This is a genomic window from Microbacterium sp. PAMC22086 (assembly GCF_019443525.1).
GTDB lineage: Bacteria > Actinomycetota > Actinomycetes > Actinomycetales > Microbacteriaceae > Microbacterium > Microbacterium maritypicum.
In genome coordinates this window covers 1,070,745-1,088,216 of the sequence record NZ_CP080380.1, presented here as the reverse complement: position 1 = coordinate 1,088,216, position 17,472 = coordinate 1,070,745, and the positions used below count along the sequence as shown (strand labels likewise).

The window sequence follows — 17,472 nt, the reverse complement described above, 5'->3', positions numbered from 1 at the left end:
GAGATTGAAGGGTCAGAGTTCTTTCGTAGCGGGCTTCTCGTATACATTCTTCGCAGGAAGCGCCGGCGCCCCCGCGGGCATCGGCTCGACGAATTCCGCCGCGACGGGCTCACCCAGCTTCACGACCACGACGCCCACGAGCACGAGCACGCCGCCGAGCGCCTGCAGCAGGTCGGGCAGCTGCCCGAGAAGCAGCCAGCCGAACAGCAGGGCCGCCACCACCTCGGCGAGTGCGACGAAGGAGGCGAGCCGCGAACCCAGCATCCGCGTGGAGGCGATGCCGAGCAGGTAGGCGAGCGCGGTCGCCACGACCCCCATCGCCAGCACCGGCACGAACCAGGGCACGCTGCCGAACCGGTACGCGATGTCGTCGGTGGTCCACGCGATCGGCAGCACGCCGATCGCACCGGCCACGGTGAGCCCGACCGCGCCGAGAAGCAGACCGCTCCCGGCGAGGGCGATGGGCGGCAGCCCGGTGTCGACCTTGGCCGAGAGCACGAAGTAGGTCGCCGCGCCCACCATCGCCCCGAGTGCCCACAGGATGCCGGCCACGTTCACGTCGGCCCCCGTGAGGATGTCGAGCATGAGCACGAGCCCGACGAAGGCGATGGCCGCGCCGAGGATGCTGCGGCGGGTCGGCCGTTCACCCCTTCGCAGCCACAGCCACAGCAGCACCGCGACCGGGGCGGTGTACTCGATGAGCAGAGCCAGACCCACGTCCATGACGGCCACGGCCTGGAAGTAGAAGAGCTGGGTCGCGGCGACAGCCAGCAGTCCGTAGGCGAGGATCATGCCGGCGTTGCGCCGCAGCAGCACCCACCGCCCTCGGAGGGACAGGATCGTCGGGATCAGCAGCACGAGAGCGGCCACCCAGATGCGGGCGGTCACGGCAGCCCCGGGCGTCCATCCGGCATCCATGAGCCCTCGCGCCCACCCGCCCGACATGCCGAAGGCGAAGGCCGCGGCGAGCGCGAGCGGCAGTCCGAGGCGCACGCCTCGTGCGGAGGAGACCACCGTGTCACTTCTCACCTTGCTCATGATCGATGACGCTACTCGCGCGCGCTGTAAGATGTCAACATGATCTTCACCGATGACACGGAGGAGGCGCTGCGTTCCGCTGTCTGGCTCGCGAACTCCGCCGAACAGCCGGACACACTGACCGACCTCGACGATGAAGACGCCTTCCTCCGCGAGTTCCCCTACACCGGGCGCCTCGACCGCGATGAGGTCGAGGTCGCCTCGCTGCGCGATCTGCGTCCGCGCCTGCGCGCGATGCTGCTGGCACCGCGTGACGAGATGGCCGCGCACGTCAACGACGCGCTCGCGGAGTCCCGGCTCACCCCGGCGCTGCGTCGCCATGACGGCTTGGACTGGCACCTGCACGCCGTCGCCGATGAGCAGCCCTTCGCCGAGCGCATCCTGATCGAGACCGCGATGGCCCTGATCGACGTCATCCGCGCCGACGAGGGCTCGCGCCTCTCCGTGTGCGACGACGACACCTGCCAGTCGATCGCGCTCGACCTCTCGCGCAACCGCTCGAAGCGCTACTGCTCCACGACGTGCGCGAACCGCAACGCCGTCGCCGCGTACCGCGCGAGGCGCACCGCCGAGTGACCCGGCACTGACGCCGGCGGCCCCTCCGCGCTCCGGTCGCACTTCCTGCCGGATTCTTCGCGATCAGGCGGCACCAACGGCGACCGGAGCGGCAGCATGCATGCACCCCTGGACGCAACCTGTCATAACAGGTACAGTGAACCTGTCATTACAGGTTGCGCAGCGCCGCAGCATCCGTTACGAGGAGCACCGATGCCCGAGTTCCACACCCCGCCGATCTCTCCGATGGCGATCGCCTTCGACGCCGAGAAGCTGACGCTCTCACCCGAGGGGCCGACCCTCACCCGGCGGATGTCCGACCTCGAGGGGCTCTTCCTCGACGCCGAGGCCTGGGCCGAAGCATCCGCCGGCGAGAACCCCGTCGTCTACACGGTCGTGAGCTCCCCCGTGCCCGAGGCCGACCGCGAGCTGCCGCAGTCGATCACCACGATCATGCCCGGCGACACCGGCGGCGAGCTCTGGATGACCAAGGGGCACCAGCACCCGAACCACCAGGGCGAGATCTACCTGGCGTTGCAGGGCCGCGGCGGCCTGCTCATGTTCGACGGCGAGCGCACCGAATGGCTCGACATGCTCCCCGGCACCATCGGCTACATCCCGCCGGGCTGGGCGCACCGCTCGGTCAACACCGGCGACGAGCCCTACGCCTTCCTCGCGGTGTATCCGGGAGGAGCAGGGCACGACTACGGCTGGGTGCTGGAGCACGGAATGGGCTCGCGTGCCTATCGCGCAGCCTCCGGCGTCGACCTGCGTCCCTACGCGGAATAGGCTCCGACCATGATCATCGCGCACGACCTGGGCACGACCGGGAACAAGGCCTCGCTGCATCATGACGACGGCCGTCTCGTCGCCTCGGTCACCGTCCCCTACCCCGCGCACTTCGCCGCGGGCGGGGTCGCCGAGCAGAACCCTGCGGACTGGTGGAACGCGGTCGTCGCCGCCACGCGCGACCTGATCGCGCGCACCGGCACGGCCGCGACCGACATCGCCGGACTCGTGGTCAGCGGCCAGATGATGGGGGCCGTGCTGCTCGATGCCGACGGCGAACCCGCCCGTCCGGCGATCATCTGGGCCGACACCAGGGCCGGCGCCCAGCAACGCGAGCTCGAGGTCGCGATCGGCGCCGAGCGTGCCTACGGCATCCTGGGCCACCGCCTCAACCCCACCTACTCGGTCGAGAAGATCATGTGGGTGCGCGACAACGAGCCCGACACCTGGACGCGCGTGCGTCGGGTGTGCGTCGCGAAGGACTTCATCGTGCTGCGTCTGACCGGGCGCCTCGCGACCGACCGCTCCGATGCATCCGGCACCAACGCCTACGACCAGGCGCGCGGCACCTGGTCCGACGAGGTGCTGCAGGCCGCGCGCCTCGACCCCGCTCTGTTCCCCGAGATCCTGGAATCCACGCAGATCGCCGGCACACTGACCGATGCCGCCGCCGCTGCTCTCGGACTCCACACGGGAGTGCGCGTGGTGATGGGTGGCGGCGACGGACCGCTCGCCGCCGTCGGCTCGGGTGTCGTCGCCCCGGAAGACGGCGCGTACGTGTGCCTGGGCACCTCGTCGTGGATCTCGTTCGCGGCCGACGCCCCGCTGCACGACCCTGCGATGCGCACGTTCACGTTCGACAACGTCGTTCCCGGCTCGTTCGTGCCCACCGCCACCATGCAGGCCGGCGGCGCCTCCGTGAAGTGGATCGCCGAGGCGCTCTCGCCCGACCCCGCGCACCCCGAGACCTCGCGGCTCACGGCCGAGGCATCCGTCGACGTCGACACCGACGACCTCTACTTCCTCCCCTACCTGCTCGGGGAACGCTCCCCGATGTGGGACCCGGATGCCCGGGGCGCGTTCCTCGGGCTGGCCCGCCACCACGGCAGGGCGCACCTCGTGCGGGCCGTGCTGGAGGGCACGGCTTTCAACCTGCTCAGCTGCATCCAGGCGTTCCGTGAATCAGGCGCCGTGATCGACCGCATCGATGCCGTCGGCGGCGGAGCCCAGAGCGACGTGTACCTCTCGGTGCTCGCCGATGTGTGGGGAGTGCCGGTGCGCCGACGCACGATCGTGGAAGAGGCGAACAGCCTCGGTGCCGCGGTCACCGCTGCGGTCGGACTCGGACTCACCGACTTCTCTGCCGCCCGCGCCCTGAGCGAGGTCACCGCCGAGTTCACCCCGGATGCCGGGCGCCACGCCGTCTACACCGAACGGCACGCCCGCTTCGTCGACGCCTACACGGCCCTCGCGCCGTGGTTCGCCGGACGGCCGCGCTGATGGGCGTCATCCTCGTCACCAGTCGCTCGTTCTCGGACGGCGACCTGGATCTGGTGGAACGCGCCGCTCAGGCGGGACACCGCATCCTCCGCGGTCCGGCGCACCACGACCTCGACGAGTTGCGGTCGCTGCTGCATGGTGCCGACGCGTGGATCGCCGGCACCGGCGCGATCACCGAGGAGCATCTCGCCGCGGCTCCGAAGCTCAAGGTCGTCGCCCGGTACGGCGTCGGCACCGAGTCGGTCGACCTGGCAGCGGCGCGAGACCGCGGCATCCCGGTGACCAACACTCCGGGCGCCAACGCCGATGCGGTGGCCGACCACGCGGTCGGGCTCATGCTCGCCGCCCTCCGCTTCGTCCCCGACGGCGACCGCCGCGTGCGCGCCGGCGACTGGAGCGTGCGTCGCGGGCGGGAACTCGGGGCCGCCACGGTCGGGATCGTGGGCTTCGGACGGATCGGCCAGGGGGTCGCCGCGCGACTGCGCGGCTTCGGGCCGCGCGTGCTCGCCGCCGACCCGTTCCTGCCCGACGATGTGATGCGTGCCCGCGGTGCGGAACCCGTCGCGCTCGACGACCTGTTCCGCCGAGCCGACGTCATCACCCTGCACGCCCCCGGGGGTCAGCGACTGGTCGACGCCGAGCGTCTGGCCGACATGCGACCGGGAACCGTGCTGGTCAACACCGCCCGCGGCGATCTGATCGACGAAGCCTCCGTGGCACGGGCGCTGCACGACGGCATCCTCGCCGGCTACGCGGCCGACACCCTCGACGGCGACACGGCCGCACATGACAGTCCGCTGCTCGCGCCCGAACTCGCCGATCGCGTGATCGTCACCCCGCACCTGGGCGCGCAGACCACGCAGGCCGTCGACAACATGGGCTCCCTCTCGCTCGCCGACGTGATCGCCGTGCTGTCGGGTGCCGAGCCCGCCCATCCCGTGCCCAACGCCTCCATCTCCATCCCCGTCCCCGTCCCCGTCGCCGTCCCCGAGGAGACCCGATGACCATCGACGCCGTCCGCACAGAGGCCGCGACTCCGGCCACGGCATCCGCCGACTACATGGGGTTCGTCGGGGTGACCACCGCGTCATCGTCGATCATGAAGGTCTTCCCGCTCTGGGCCGACATCCTGGGCCTGCCGACCCGCACCCTGCTCGGCCACGACCTGCCGATGGATGCCGAGCCCGCGCAGTACCGCGCCATGGTCGAGCAGATCCGCGATGACCCGCATCACCGCGGGGCGCTCGTGACCACGCACAAGATGAACGTGTACGCCGCCGCCTCCGACCTGTTCGACGAGCTCGACCCGTTCGCGGTGTCGTGCTCCGAGATCTCCAGCATCTCCAAACGGGGCCCGGTCCTGTCGGGGCGGGCGAAGGACCCGATCACGGTCGACCTCGCCCTGAACGACTTCCTTCCCGCCGACCACTTCGCCCGCACCGGGGCCGCGGTCGTGATCCTCGGCGCCGGAGGTTCGGGCACCGCCCTGAGCTGGGCGCTGGCCGAACGCGAAGACGCCCCGGCGAAGATCACGGTGACGGCCCGCACGCAGGACAAGCTCGACCACCTGCGCGATGTGCACCGCCAGCACGGCACCAGGGAGGGGCTGATCGAGTACGTGGTGACCGCTTCGGCCGAAGGTGCCGACGCGCTGGTAGCCGCCGCCCCCGCAGGATCGGTGATCGCCAACGCGACGGGGCTCGGCAAGGACCGGCCCGGCTCTCCTCTGACCGACGCCGTGGTGTTCCCCGAGGGCGCGTACGCGTGGGAGTTCAACTACCGCGGCACGCTCGAGTTCCTCCACCAGGCCGAGGCGCAGGCGCCTGCACGCGGGCTGCACGTGGTCGACGGCTGGCGGTATTTCATCCACGGCTGGTCGCAGGTCGTGGCCGATGTGTTCGATCTCGACCTGACGCCCGAGATCGTCGAACGGCTCGCCGAGGCCGCGGAGTCGGTGCGCTGATGTCCGCCCTCGTCCGCACGGTGCTCGGCGATATCGACCCGGCGCTGCTCGAGCGGGTGGACTATCACGAGCACCTGTTCCAGGTGTCGCCGCTGCTTCCGGGCGACGAGCTCGACGACGAGAAGGCCTCGGGCGAAGAAGCAGCCCTGCTGCAGGCGAGCGGGTTCGAGGCGATGGTGGATGCCACACCGTTCGGCCTTGCCCGCGACCCCGCAGCCCTGGCCCGGATCAGTGCGACGACCGGACTGCACATCGTCGCGACGACCGGCCGACACCGCGAGGCGCACTACGGCGCGGATCATCCGATGCAGGTGTGGACCGCCGAGCGTCTGGCCGCCCTCTTCATCGCCGACATCACGCGCGGGATGCCCGCCGACGACGGGGAGATCTTCGAGACGCCCGAGGTGCCCCTCGCTGCCGCGCCCGATGGCGGACCCGTGCGCGCAGGTCTGCTCAAGGGCGGCGCCGACTACTGGCGCATCAGTGCGTTCGAGCGCACCACCCTGATCGCCGTGGCCGAGGCGCACCGCGCGACGGGCGCTGCGGTCATGGTGCATCTGGAGTTCGGCACAGCGGCCCATGAGGTGCTCGACCTGCTCGACGCCGAAGGGGTGCCCGCCGCGCGGGTCGTGCTCGCGCACGCCGACCGCGACCCCGACCCCGGGCTACACGTGTCGCTCGCCGAACGCGGAGCCCACCTCGGCTACGACGGCTTCGCGCGTCCGCGCACCCGCTCCGACGCCGAGCTGCTCGCCCTGACGGTCGCGGTGGTGGAACGCGGGGCCGGCGACCGGATCGTGCTCGGCGGCGACGTCGCCCGGCGCACGCGGTACATCGCCTACGGCGGCATGCCCGGACTCGCCTACCTCGGCGACCGCTACCTCCCGCGCCTCCGCGCGGCCGTCGGCGACGACGCCGTGCACCGGATGCTCGTGACCACCCCGGCCCGCCTGCTGACCCTCGCGCCGTGACCTTCTCCCCCTGCGCACGAGCATGACCATGAGCATCCGACTCCACGCCCGACATCCCCGAGGAGACACCGTGTCCGAGCCGACCATCCTGCACGCCACCTTCACCGCCCAGCCCGGAGCGGGCGACCGTGTGGCGGCCCTGTTGCGCGATTTCGCCGAGGTCGTGCGCGCCGAGGAGGGCAACGTCGTCTTCGATGCGACCCGGCTCGTCGACGACCCCGACCGCTTCTTCGTCTACGAGGTCTATCGCGACGAAGCGGCGTTCCAGGCGCACATCGCCGCCCCCGCCGGAGTGCCCTTCAACGCGGCGCTGCAGGAGCTGATCGTCGAACCGTCGTCGCAGCTCACCTTCCTCCGCCGCCTCTGAGGCCGTCACGCCGTGACGCGGCGGCGCGCGGGATCCCGGCCTCTCTGCCCTGCTCACCTGTCGGGAGAATGCACGCATGTCGGAGGAATCGCCGGCATCCGCTCCTGCATCCGTGAGTCCTCCCGACATCCGGCACATGCACCCGCACCGGGCACACGCACCCGCATCCGGCATACGCACACGGCACGCCCACACCACGGCACGCGCACACTCCGGACACGAAGAAGCCCCCCACCCGAAGGTGAGGGGCTTCTTCGACGATGCGGTGTCACTCGTAGAGCACGCCCGCGATCTTCGGGTCTTCGATGTTGGTCTTGTCGTACCAGTACGAGCCGGTGTCGTAGAACTTCTCGACCGACTTGCCGTTCGCGGCGTCGTACGCGGCCTGCACGACCTGTGCGCCGATGCCGATCGGGTCCTGCGTGATCGCGCCGGCCATGGTGCCGTCCTTGATGGCGTTGATCTGTGCGGCGCCGGAGTCGAAGCCGACGATCGTGATCTTGCCCTTCTCGAGGCCCAGCTCGTTCACGGCGTTCACGACACCGATGGCGGAGCCTTCGTTGGTGCCGTAGATGCCCTTGAGGTCGGGGTGGGCCGCGATCAGGGTCTTGGCGATGTCGGCCGACTTGAGGTGGTCGCCGTCACCGTACTGGATGTCGACGATCTCGATGTCGGGGTAGTCCGCCTCGATCTTGTCGACGAAGCCGTCGCGACGCTCGACACCGGTGGAGTTGATCTGCGAGTGGCCGACGATCGCGACCTGGCCCTCGCCGCCGATCAGTTCGGCCATGTGCTCGGCGGCGAGTGCACCGGCGACCTTGCTGTCGGTGGCCGACAGGCTGAGCCCGACGTCGCCGTTGCAGGGGGCGTCGAAGTAGACGACGGGAATGTCCTTCGCCTTGGCCTGCTCGAGCGGGGCGACGCACGCCTCGGGGTCGAGGGCGGCGTAGGCGATGGCACTCGGGTTCTTGTCAATCGCTGCGGTCAGCATCTCCAGCTGCGCGGCGATCTCGGTCTCGGCGGCAGGACCCTCGAACGTGATCTTCACGCCGAGCTCCTTCGCCTTGTCCTCGGCGCCCTTCTTCACGGCCTGCCAGAACTGGTGCTGGAAGCCCTTCGAGACCATGGCGATGTACATCTCGCCGTCGCTGCTGCCCCCGCTGCTCGAGCCTTCCTCGATCACGTCGCCACCACCGGCACAGCCGGCGAACACCAGTGCGGATGCGGCCATGAGGGCCACGAGTGCGGTCTTCTTCCCGAATTTCATGAAAACTCCATTGTTTGGGTACGACTCGGTTTGTTCTATGTGGATGCCGGACGAGCCGGCGCTGTGGACATTCCAGGTGCCTGTGCGGATGTCTCCGCGGAAGCCGGCCGTGGCCGGAGGACGACGACGGGCACGGGTTTCGTCGCCGTCCAGGTCTCAGGTGCGCTGTCGGTTGCGGAGCGAGTCGAGGAAGACCGCGAGCAGCACGACGACGCCGACGACGATGTTCTGCCATTCGGGCTGGATCGACATGATGCGCAGACCGTTCACGAGCACGCTCATGATGAGGGCGCCGATCACGGTGCCGAGGATCGAGCCGCGTCCGCCCAGCAGCGAGGTTCCGCCGATGATGACCGCGGCGATCGCCTGCAGCTCGTACCCGGTGCCGATCTGCGGCTGCGCCGAGTCGAGGCGGGAGGCGATGACGATGCCCGCGACGCCGGTGAACGCCCCGGCGAACATGTAGATCAGGATCGTCCAGCGACGCGTGTTGACGCCCGAGAGGCGCGTGGCCTCTTCGTTCGAGCCGATCGCGAAGGTGTACCGGCCGAGCAGCGTCTTCGACAGCACGAGGTACGCGATGATCGCGAGCACGGCGGTGACGAGAACGGCGTTCGGGATGCCGGGGATGATCACGCCGAGGGCGATCTTCTTGAAATCGGGGGCCGACGTCGAGAAGTAGATCGGCGCGACACCCGAGATCACGAGGGCGAGGCCACCGGCGATCATCATCATCGCCAGGGTCGCGATGAACGGCGGGAGCCGGAGGAACGTGATGTTCACACCGTTGATCAGGCCCATCAGCACACCGGTGAGGATGCCGCCGATGACACCGACCCAGACCGGGAGCCCCATGTTCGTCACGAACACACCCGTCATCACGGCGCACAGCGCCATGCCGGTGCCGATCGACAGGTCGATGCCGCCGGTGATGATGACGAAGGTGGTGCCGAGGGCGAGGATGCCGATGACGGCGGTCGACAGCAGGACCGTGGCGATGTTGCTGAAGGTGAAGAAGTTGGGGCTGGCGATCGAGAAGAAGATGATCAGCACGATGAGCGTGCCGAACGCCAGCGACTGCTGGAACTGCCGCTTCAGGAACGCGCCGACGTCTCTCTTGTCGGTGTTCTCGTTCACGGCGGTCTGGATGATCGTCGTCGTCGACGATCCGGGCTGCTGCGGAGCGCTCATCAGTCTTCCTCCCCGTGGGCTGCGAGTTGCATGATCTTCTCCTGGCTTGCTTCCTCGTTGCGGAGCGTCCCGGTGATGCGGCCGTTGGCGAAGACCGCGATGCGGTTCGCCACACGGAGGATCTCCGGGAGCTCGGATGAGATGACGATGATGGACTTGCCTGCATCAGCGAGCTGCTGCATGAGGCGGTAGATCTCCTCCTTCGCGCCGACGTCGATCCCTCGGGTCGGCTCGTCGAAGATGAGGATGTCGCAGTCGCGCATCAGCCAGCGGGCGATGACGACCTTCTGCTGGTTCCCTCCGGAGAGGAGCTTGACGACCTGGTTGACCGAGGGGGTCTTCACGCGCAGCTGCTGCACGTACTCTTTGGTGCGGTTCTTCGCCTTGCTGTCGCCCATCCAGCCGATCGCGTTGGCGTAGGAGCCGAGCGAGGCGAGCACGGTGTTGAACGTCACGTCCTGCTCGAGCATGAGGCCGAGGAGCTTGCGGTCCTCCGAGAGGTATCCGACGCCGTGCTGCACGGCGTCGGCTGGCTGGGCGATCCGCACCGTGCGACCGTCGATCGCGATCGTGCCGCTGTCGCGGTGATCGGCGCCGATCACGGCACGCGCGGTCTCGGTGCGCCCGGCGCCCATGAGCCCGGCGAAGCCGAGGATCTCGCCCTTGTGCAGCTGGAACGAGACGTCTTTCAGGAGGTTCTTGGTCGACAGACCCTGCACCTCGAGGACAACGGGATCGTTCGCGTGCTCTCGGGCCTGCGGACGGGTACCCTCGTCGATCACACGTCCGACCATCATCTCGATGATGGTCGGGATGGTGATCTCGGACCTGTCGAGTGATCCGATGTATGTGCCGTCACGGAGGACGGTCACCCGGTCGGCCAGACGGCGCAGCTCGTCCATGCGGTGCGAGATGTAGACGATCCCGGTGCCGCGTGCCTTGAGCTGCTCGATCAGCACGAAGAGCGTCTCGACCTCGGTGTCGGTGAGGGCGGAGGTCGGCTCGTCCATGATGAGCACCTTGGCGTTGAACGACAGCGCCTTGGCGATCTCGACCATCTGCTGCTCGGCCACCGTGAGCTCGCCGACGAGCTGCCGGGGGTTCAGGTGGATGTCCAGGCGCTGCAGCAGTTCCGCGGTCTGCGCGTTCAGCTTGCGCTCCGACAGGAACGGCCCGGTGGTGGGCTCTCGCCCCACGTAGATGTTCTGCGCCACGGTCAGATCGGGCATCAGGTTGAGCTCCTGATGGATGATCGTGATGCCGAGCTCCTGCGCCTGGAGGGGGCTGGTGAGCTCCACCTCCTGACCCTCGAACGTGATCGTGCCCTCGTCCTTGGTGTAGATCCCGGAGAGGATCTTCATCAGCGTCGACTTTCCCGCGCCGTTCTCGCCCACGAGCACGAGCACCTCGCCGGCGTGCACCTCGAGGTGCACGTCCTTCAGCGCCTGCACGCCGGGGAATCCCTTGCTGATCCCCTCGACCCGGAGGATGGGTCCACTCATGCGCTCACCTGCTTCCTTGAAGGTTCTGCTTCGATGTCGGCGGATCATTCCGCCGCAAACATCAGATCAATTCTGCGTCCTGCGCCACGGCCAGCGCAAGTTGTATCTAAATGTATCTAAGGTCGGAGGGATTGGGAAGACCTGTAATGACATCTTGATCTTCCGCTCTCCTTCCCCCGCGATTCCGCTCAGTGGAGGCGGATCGAATCGACCGCGACGAGCTTGTCGCGGATGTACGCGTTGGCGTGCGCGCCGAGCTCGTCGTTGTCGTTCCAGAGGTTCCGCCAGATGCCGAGCATGCGACTGAGGTCAGGCGCGACGACCGCCGACGAGAACGACTCGAACACGATGGGGCCGCCGTAACCGATGCGACCGAGCGCCTTGAAGAAGGTGTCGAAGTCCACCGTTCCGGTGCCGAGATAGCCGCGGTGGCTCTCCCCGATGTGCACATAGCACAGCGCCGGTGCCGCATCGAGGACGGGCGTGAACATATCCGACTCCTCGATGTTCATGTGATATGTGTCGATGTGGATCCCGAGATTCGGGCGATCCACCTCGGCGATGTAGGCGAGGGCCTGTCGTGCGGTGTTGAGCACGTTCGTCTCGTAGCGGTTCACGACCTCGAGCGAGACCGACACCCCGCGCGCGGCCGCATGGTCGGCGACCCGGGCGATCGCGGCCTTGCTGCTCGCGAGACCCTCAGGGGTCACGGGCTCCATGTACTTCTTCATGGCGCTGTAGATCACCCCGCAGAAATGCTCTCCACCGAGGTCGGCGAGCACGTCGACAGCCTTGACCAGGAGCGCTTCGCCCGCCGCCGCGATCGCCGGATCGGCGCTGGTGACATCGGTCGCCTCGGAGAGTCCGAGCGAAGCACTGACGGCGAGGTCGTACTCCTCCAGCGCGTCCTTCGCGACGGAGACGTCGAACGTGAACGGATCCATGAGCGGGAACTCGATGAGGTCGAAACCCGCCTCCCTGGTCTTGTGCACCGCCAGACGGATGCCCTCGGCATCGAAGTTCCCCGTCCAGACGAGCCCGTGGCAGCCGATGTTCATGAGACCTCTCGCAGCGGGTGTGCGGCACCGTCGCCGTCCCGGAGTTGGCACGTTGCAACTCCGGCGTGCGAGTCACGCTACGTCGGTCGACCGACCCCTGTCAAGAACTTTCTTGGCACGTTGCAAGTCCTCCGATATCCTGATGCCGCCGACGCCGTCAGGAACCCCGATCGACGCGGCCCGACCAAGGAGTCCCATGCCCGCGAGCGTCAAGGACGTCGCCGCCCTCGCCGGAGTCTCCTCCTCCACCGTCTCGAACTACCTCAACCACCCGCACGTGCTCGGAGCCGCGAGCCGCGAACGGGTGCGGTCGGCGATCGAGCAGCTCGGCTTCGTGCCCAACGAGTCGGCTCGGCAGCTGCGTGCGGGATCGAGCAAGGCGCTCGCCCTCATCCTGCTCGACGCCTGGCTGCCCTACTTCCACGACCTCTCGCGCGGGGTCGAAGACGTCGCCCGCGAGGGCGGCTGGTCGCTGTTCTTCAGCAACAGCAACCGCGACGACGCACAGGAGCGGCGCAATCTCGACATGTTCGAGGCGCACCGGGTGCAGGGCATCGTCATCTACCCGCTCGGTGACGTGGTGCCGCGCCTGGAAGCCCTGGCCGATCGCGGCATCCGTTCGGTCGTGGTGGGCCCGATCCCCGACTCCTCGAAGGTCGCATCCGTGCTGTTCGACGACCGAGAGGGCGGGCGACTCGCAGGAGAGCATCTCGTGACACTCGGCCGACGGCGCATCCTGTTCCTCGGCAATCCGGCGGTGAGCCAATCGAACCACCGTCTGGAAGGGCTCCGGGAAGCGGTCTCAGGGACCTCCGCGACCGTGACGACGATCGAGGTGCCGCACCTGGTCACGGAAGACGGGCTCCACGCCGGCGAGCAGATCATCGCGATGCCCGCGGCCGAGCGCCCCGACGCCGTGTTCGCGGCGAACGACATGGTGGCGGTCGGCGTGCTCACGCAGCTGCTGCGCCACGGCATCCGGGTGCCGGAGGAGATCGCGCTCGTCGGCTTCGACGACGTCGCCCAGGCGCACCAGAGCGTCGTTCCGCTCACGAGCGTGCGGCAGCCCGGCTACGAGATCGGCCGCGCCGCGGGAGCAGCGCTCCTGCAGCAGCTCGCCGACCCCAGCGCACCGCCGCCCGCGACGACCCCGTTCCCCGCCGAGCTCATCGTGCGCGAGTCGACCGTCGGCCGCTGAGGCGCTCAGTCTCGGCCCGCCGCCGCCGTGGACAACTTCCTGCCGCAGACGGCGGGGGATTCAGGCCGCCGGGATGAGCCCTTCCATCGACAGGTTCTCCCACAACGCCGCCGGGATCTCGAGCGCGGCGTACTCCGCGTTCTGCTGCAGCTGCGCCGGCCGACTGCCGCCCACCACCACGGAGCGCACGACGTCGGACTGCAGGGGAAACTGGATGGCCGCAGCGGGCAGCGGCACACCGTGATCGGCGCACACGGCGGCGATGCGCACGAGCCTGTCCCACAGCTCGTCGGGGAGCTGTCCGTACTCGTAGCGCCCGTCGCGGCGCGGCTCACTCGATGCGAGCAGCCCCGAGTTGAAGACGGACGCCGCCACGATCCCGGTCGCAGTCTCACGGCAGGCGGGCAGCACGTCGACGGCGGCGGGCTGTTCGAGCAGCGTGTGCCGGCCGGCCACCATGATCAGGTCGAGGTCGGCGGCACACACGGCTGCGGCGAGAGCATCCGACACCATCGAGCCGATGCCGATCGCGGTGACCTCGCCGTCGGCACGCAGCTGCTCCATCGCGGGCAGGGCTTCGGCGAGCGCGAGGTCGAGGTCGTGCCGCTCGGGGTCGTGCAGGTAGAGCAGATCGATGCGTTCGATGCCGAGCCTCTCGCGAGACTCGTCGACACTCGCGCGAATGCCCGCCTCCGAGAAGTCCCACACGCGCTGCAGGTCGTCCGGCACGTGGAAGTCGTTCGCGGTGTCGAGGCCGCCGGAGTGGTCGGGGTTCGGCCGCAACAGGCGCCCGGCCTTGGTCGAGAGCACGTACTGGTCGCGCGGCTTGGTCTGCAGGAACGCCCCGAGCCTGCGCTCCGAGAGGCCCAGACCGTAGTGCGGCGCGGTGTCGTAGAAGCGGATGCCGCTCTCCCACGCGGCATCCAGCACGGCCCACGCCTCGTCGTCGCTGAGCGGACGGAACAGGTTGCCCACGTTCGCGGCGCCGTACCCGAGGGCGGGAATCTCCAGGCGGTCGCGCACTCCCCCGCGATCAGGCACCGACATGTGCACCCGTCCAGGTGTAGGTCGCGATGCTGTCGGCCTTCATCTCCATGCCCGTTCCCGGCGCGGTCGGCGCCATGTACGAGCCGCCCTGGATGTCGGTGGGCACGACGAAGTGCTCGTGCAGGTGGTCGACGAACTCGATCATGCGGCCCTCGCGGGTGCCGGTGACCGCGACGAAATCGAACATAGACAGGTGCTGCACGGCCTCGCACAGGCCGACACCACCGGCGTGCGGGCACACGGGCACGCCGAACTTGGCGGCGAGCAGCAGGTTCGCGATGTTCTCGTTCACCCCGGCCACGCGCACGGCGTCGATCTGCATGACCGAGATGGCGTCGGCCTGCAGCAGCTGCTTGAAGATGACACGGTTCTGCGCGTGCTCACCCGTCGCGACGCGGATGGGCGCGACGCCCCTGGCGATCTCGGCGTGGCCGAGCACGTCGTCGGGGCTCGTGGGCTCCTCGATCCAGGCGGGATGGAACTCGGCGAGCGCGTTCACCCACTCGATCGCCTCCGACACTTCCCAGCGCTGGTTGGCGTCGATCGCGATGGGGAAGTCGGGTCCGCACACCTCGCGCGCCTTGCGGAAACGGCGGATGTCGTCGTCGAGGTCGGCGCCGACCTTGAGCTTGATCTGGGTGAAGCCGTCGGCCATGGCCTCGCGGGCGAGGCGTTCGAGCTTCTCGTCGGAGTAGCCGAGCCAGCCGGGGCTCGTGGTGTAGCCGGGGTATCCGGTGGCCAGCAGCTGCTGCTCGCGCTCAGCTCGTCCGGGCTCGGCCGCACGCAGGATCTCGAGGGCGTCTTCGGGGGTGAGGGCATTGGTGAGGTAGCGGAAGTCGACCAGGTCGACGAGTTCCTCCGGCGTCATGCGGGCGAGAAGCTGCCAGAGCGGAAGCCCTGCGCGCTTGGCCTTGATGTCCCACAGCGCGTTGATGACCGCGCCGATGGCCATGTGCATGACCCCCTTCTCGGGGCCGAGCCAGCGCAGCTGCGAGTCGCCGATGATGTCACGGAACGTGCCGCCCATGTCGTCGAGCAGCGGCTCGATCTCGCGCCCGACGAGGTGCCCGGCGAGCGCGTCGATCGCCGCGACCTGCACGTCGTTGCCTCGACCGATCGTGAAGACGAACGCGTGCCCCTCGATGTCGTCGTCGGCGTCGGTGCGCACGATGACGTACGCGGCCGAGTAATCGGGGTCGGGGTTCATCGCGTCCGACCCGTCCAGGCTCAGGGACGTGGGGAAGCGGATATCGGTGGTGTCGAGGGCGACGATACGGCTCACGGGATTCCTCTCCATGCACGGGTGATTTCTTCCGTGCGGATCTCTTGGAGTGTAAACATCCGATGTCTATACTGTCAACGAGACCGGCCGCCTCATCGCGGCCTCCCGACCGATCAGGAGAAACATGAAGTTCGCGCGGCTCGGCACCCCCGGGAATGAGATCCCCGTCCTCGTGGAGGGCGACCGATACCTCGACCTCCGCTCCGTAACATCCGACGTGAACGGCGATTTCCTGGAGAGCGACTTCGTCGCCCGGGTCACGGCCGCGCGTGAAGGCGGAGAGCTCCCCGAGCTCGCGGACGCCGCGTCGATGCGCATCGGCGCCCCGATCGCCCGCCCGAGCGCCGTGATCTGCATCGGCATGAACTACGCGGCCCACGCGGCCGAGTCCGGCTCGGAGCCGCCCACCATCCCGATCCTCTTCCTCAAGACCCCGAACACGGTCGTCGGCCCGAACGACACGGTCACGATCCCGCGGGGCAGCGAGAAGACCGACTGGGAGGTCGAGCTCGGCATCATCATCGGCACCCGCACCGCCTATCTCGACAGTCCCGAGGAGTCGCTCGCGCACGTCGCCGGCTTCGTCGCCGCGAACGATGTCTCGGAGCGCGACTTCCAGATGACGGTCTCCGGCGGTCAGTGGTCCAAGGGGAAGATCGCGCCCGGCTTCAACCCGACCGGCCCCTGGCTCGTCACCCCCGACGAGGTCGACCACCACGCGCTCGGACTTCGCAGCTTCGTGAACGGCGAGCCGCGGCAGGACTCGAACACGAGCGACATGATCTTCACTGTCGAGCACATCGTGCACCACCTGTCGCAGTACGTGACGCTCGAGCCGGGCGACCTGATCCTCACCGGCACCCCGCAGGGCGTCGCCCTCTCGGGCAAGTACCCGTACCTCGCCGCGGGCGACGTGGTCGAGATCGAGATCGACGGCCTTGGCCGTCAGCGACAGGAGTTCGTGGCATGGGAGGCCCAGAAGTGAGCGCACTGAACGGACTGGTGGCGATCGTCACCGGCGGAGCATCCGGAATCGGCGCGGCAATCGCGCAGCGCCTGCACGCCGACGGCGCGACCATCGCGGTGCTCGACCGTGACACCGCAGCGGCCGGCCCCGCCTTCGCCGCCTTCACGGCAGACGTCTCCGACCGCGCGAGCGTCGACGAGGCGGTGGCCGCCGTGGCCGAGAGGTTCGGGCGCATCGACATCGTCGTCAACAACGCCGGCATCGGTGCGCAGGGCGACATCGCCGCGAACGACGACGACGAGTGGGCGCGAGTGCTCTCCGTCAACGTCACCGGCATCGCCCGTGTCACCTCGGCAGCTCTCCCGTGGCTGCGGAAGTCCCCGTCGGCGGCGGTGTGCAACACGGCATCCATCGCATCGACCACCGGACTGCCGCAGCGCGCGCTCTACAGCGCGTCGAAGGGTGCCGTCTCCGCTCTCACCCGCGCGATGGCCGCCGACCACCTGCGCGAGGGGATCCGTGTGAACGCGGTCAACCCGGGCACGGCCGACACTCCGTGGGTGGGACGCCTGCTCGACTCGGCCACCGACCCCGCCGCCGAGCGTGCGGCCCTCGAGGCACGCCAGCCCCACGGGCGACTGGTCAGCCCCGACGAGGTCGCCGCGGCTGTCGCCTACCTCGTGAGCCCCGCTGCAGGCTCGACCACCGGAACCTTCATCGAGGTCGACGGCGGCATGGCCCAGCTGCGCCTGCGCGCGGAGTAGCCCCCGCTTCCTC

Annotated in this window: 17 protein-coding genes; 10 read left to right on the top strand and 7 right to left on the bottom strand. The window is 68.9% G+C overall.

Annotated elements, in window-relative coordinates; genetic code table 11:
- Window positions 1–12: 12 nt before the first annotated feature.
- On the bottom strand, window positions 13–1,038 hold the full coding sequence (locus KY497_RS05380; protein WP_219870011.1) for a DMT family transporter: 1,026 nt from the start codon (window positions 1,036–1,038) through the stop codon (window positions 13–15).
- A 39-nt stretch (window positions 1,039–1,077) separates the two neighbouring features.
- Between KY497_RS05380 and KY497_RS05375 the strand changes: the two genes are divergently transcribed.
- The 7 genes from KY497_RS05375 (at window position 1,078) to KY497_RS05345 (ending at window position 7,183) form a co-directional block, all read left to right on the top strand.
- Window positions 1,078–1,614 (top strand): CGNR zinc finger domain-containing protein, encoded by a 537-nt coding sequence (locus tag KY497_RS05375; RefSeq protein WP_210698228.1) that lies wholly within the window; start codon window positions 1,078–1,080, stop codon window positions 1,612–1,614.
- A 192-nt stretch (window positions 1,615–1,806) separates the two neighbouring features.
- Complete coding sequence (locus KY497_RS05370) at window positions 1,807–2,382, top strand: glucose-6-phosphate isomerase family protein (protein WP_017829485.1); 576 nt, start codon at window positions 1,807–1,809, stop codon at window positions 2,380–2,382.
- A 9-nt stretch (window positions 2,383–2,391) separates the two neighbouring features.
- Window positions 2,392–3,882, top strand: coding sequence for a xylulokinase (xylB, locus tag KY497_RS05365; protein WP_219870010.1), 1,491 nt, complete (start codon window positions 2,392–2,394; stop codon window positions 3,880–3,882).
- Complete coding sequence (locus tag KY497_RS05360) at window positions 3,858–4,886, top strand: phosphoglycerate dehydrogenase (RefSeq protein WP_219870009.1); 1,029 nt, start codon at window positions 3,858–3,860, stop codon at window positions 4,884–4,886. Before xylB ends, KY497_RS05360 begins: the two co-directional genes overlap by 25 nt.
- Window positions 4,883–5,845, top strand: coding sequence for a shikimate dehydrogenase (locus KY497_RS05355; RefSeq protein WP_219870008.1), 963 nt, complete (start codon window positions 4,883–4,885; stop codon window positions 5,843–5,845). The genes KY497_RS05360 and KY497_RS05355 overlap by 4 nt, the downstream gene beginning before the upstream one ends.
- Entirely contained in the window at window positions 5,845–6,816 is a 972-nt protein-coding gene (locus KY497_RS05350; protein WP_219870007.1) for a phosphotriesterase, read from the top strand. The genes KY497_RS05355 and KY497_RS05350 overlap by 1 nt, the downstream gene beginning before the upstream one ends.
- A 70-nt stretch (window positions 6,817–6,886) precedes the next feature.
- Entirely contained in the window at window positions 6,887–7,183 is a 297-nt protein-coding gene (locus KY497_RS05345) for a putative quinol monooxygenase (protein WP_235562463.1), read from the top strand.
- Between the two features lie 268 nt (window positions 7,184–7,451).
- On the opposite strand, the gene KY497_RS05340 is transcribed toward KY497_RS05345, so the two are convergent.
- The 4 genes from KY497_RS05340 to KY497_RS05325 all read right to left on the bottom strand — a co-directional run bounded on the left by KY497_RS05340 (window position 7,452) and on the right by KY497_RS05325 (window position 12,201).
- A complete protein-coding gene (locus KY497_RS05340; protein WP_055866105.1) occupies window positions 7,452–8,450 on the bottom strand; it encodes an ABC transporter substrate-binding protein in 999 nt (332 codons plus the stop codon).
- Between the two features lie 156 nt (window positions 8,451–8,606).
- Entirely contained in the window at window positions 8,607–9,641 is a 1,035-nt protein-coding gene (locus KY497_RS05335; RefSeq protein ID WP_017829492.1) for an ABC transporter permease, read from the bottom strand.
- A complete protein-coding gene (locus KY497_RS05330; RefSeq protein WP_017829493.1) occupies window positions 9,641–11,143 on the bottom strand; it encodes a sugar ABC transporter ATP-binding protein in 1,503 nt (500 codons plus the stop codon). The genes KY497_RS05335 and KY497_RS05330 overlap by 1 nt, the downstream gene beginning before the upstream one ends.
- A gap of 188 nt (window positions 11,144–11,331) precedes the next feature.
- On the bottom strand, window positions 11,332–12,201 hold the full coding sequence (locus KY497_RS05325; RefSeq protein WP_219870006.1) for a sugar phosphate isomerase/epimerase: 870 nt from the start codon (window positions 12,199–12,201) through the stop codon (window positions 11,332–11,334).
- A gap of 196 nt (window positions 12,202–12,397) precedes the next feature.
- On the opposite strand from KY497_RS05325, the gene KY497_RS05320 reads away from it, so the two are divergent.
- Window positions 12,398–13,399, top strand: a complete 1,002-nt coding sequence (locus KY497_RS05320; RefSeq protein ID WP_219870005.1) for a LacI family DNA-binding transcriptional regulator — start codon at window positions 12,398–12,400, stop codon at window positions 13,397–13,399.
- A gap of 60 nt (window positions 13,400–13,459) precedes the next feature.
- On the opposite strand, the gene KY497_RS05315 is transcribed toward KY497_RS05320, so the two are convergent.
- Both KY497_RS05315 and KY497_RS05310 read right to left on the bottom strand, forming a co-directional pair.
- Window positions 13,460–14,446 (bottom strand): aldo/keto reductase, encoded by a 987-nt coding sequence (locus KY497_RS05315; protein WP_219870004.1) that lies wholly within the window; start codon window positions 14,444–14,446, stop codon window positions 13,460–13,462.
- Window positions 14,433–15,728, bottom strand: coding sequence for an L-fuconate dehydratase (locus tag KY497_RS05310; protein WP_017829497.1), 1,296 nt, complete (start codon window positions 15,726–15,728; stop codon window positions 14,433–14,435). Before KY497_RS05310 ends, KY497_RS05315 begins: the two co-directional genes overlap by 14 nt.
- Window positions 15,729–15,852: 124 nt before the next feature.
- Here KY497_RS05310 and KY497_RS05305 point away from each other — a divergent pair, with 124 nt between their 5' ends.
- Both KY497_RS05305 and KY497_RS05300 read left to right on the top strand, forming a co-directional pair.
- A complete protein-coding gene (locus KY497_RS05305) occupies window positions 15,853–16,713 on the top strand; it encodes a fumarylacetoacetate hydrolase family protein (protein ID WP_219870003.1) in 861 nt (286 codons plus the stop codon).
- The gene (locus tag KY497_RS05300) at window positions 16,695–17,459 is read left to right on the top strand and encodes an SDR family NAD(P)-dependent oxidoreductase (RefSeq protein WP_219870002.1); all 765 of its coding nucleotides are present in this window, start codon (window positions 16,695–16,697) and stop codon (window positions 17,457–17,459) included. The genes KY497_RS05305 and KY497_RS05300 overlap by 19 nt, the downstream gene beginning before the upstream one ends.
- Window positions 17,460–17,472 lie beyond the last annotated feature (13 nt).

Excerpts from the sequence above, each read along its gene's own strand:
- KY497_RS05340 (WP_055866105.1), bottom strand. The coding sequence starts at position 8,450 with ATGAAATTCGGGAAGAAGACCGCACTCGTGGCCCTCATGGCCGCATCC.
- KY497_RS05330 (WP_017829493.1), bottom strand. The coding sequence starts at position 11,143 with ATGAGTGGACCCATCCTCCGGGTCGAGGGGATCAGCAAGGGATTCCCC.
- xylB (WP_219870010.1), top strand. The coding sequence starts at position 2,392 with ATGATCATCGCGCACGACCTGGGCACGACCGGGAACAAGGCCTCGCTG.
- KY497_RS05380 (WP_219870011.1), bottom strand. The coding sequence starts at position 1,038 with ATGAGCAAGGTGAGAAGTGACACGGTGGTCTCCTCCGCACGAGGCGTG.
- KY497_RS05315 (WP_219870004.1), bottom strand. The coding sequence starts at position 14,446 with ATGTCGGTGCCTGATCGCGGGGGAGTGCGCGACCGCCTGGAGATTCCC.
- KY497_RS05350 (WP_219870007.1), top strand. The coding sequence starts at position 5,845 with ATGTCCGCCCTCGTCCGCACGGTGCTCGGCGATATCGACCCGGCGCTG.
- KY497_RS05375 (WP_210698228.1), top strand. The coding sequence starts at position 1,078 with ATGATCTTCACCGATGACACGGAGGAGGCGCTGCGTTCCGCTGTCTGG.
- KY497_RS05370 (WP_017829485.1), top strand. The coding sequence starts at position 1,807 with ATGCCCGAGTTCCACACCCCGCCGATCTCTCCGATGGCGATCGCCTTC.
- KY497_RS05300 (WP_219870002.1), top strand. The coding sequence starts at position 16,695 with ATGGGAGGCCCAGAAGTGAGCGCACTGAACGGACTGGTGGCGATCGTC.
- KY497_RS05320 (WP_219870005.1), top strand. The coding sequence starts at position 12,398 with ATGCCCGCGAGCGTCAAGGACGTCGCCGCCCTCGCCGGAGTCTCCTCC.
- KY497_RS05355 (WP_219870008.1), top strand. The coding sequence starts at position 4,883 with ATGACCATCGACGCCGTCCGCACAGAGGCCGCGACTCCGGCCACGGCA.
- KY497_RS05305 (WP_219870003.1), top strand. The coding sequence starts at position 15,853 with ATGAAGTTCGCGCGGCTCGGCACCCCCGGGAATGAGATCCCCGTCCTC.
- KY497_RS05335 (WP_017829492.1), bottom strand. The coding sequence starts at position 9,641 with ATGAGCGCTCCGCAGCAGCCCGGATCGTCGACGACGACGATCATCCAG.
- KY497_RS05325 (WP_219870006.1), bottom strand. The coding sequence starts at position 12,201 with ATGAACATCGGCTGCCACGGGCTCGTCTGGACGGGGAACTTCGATGCC.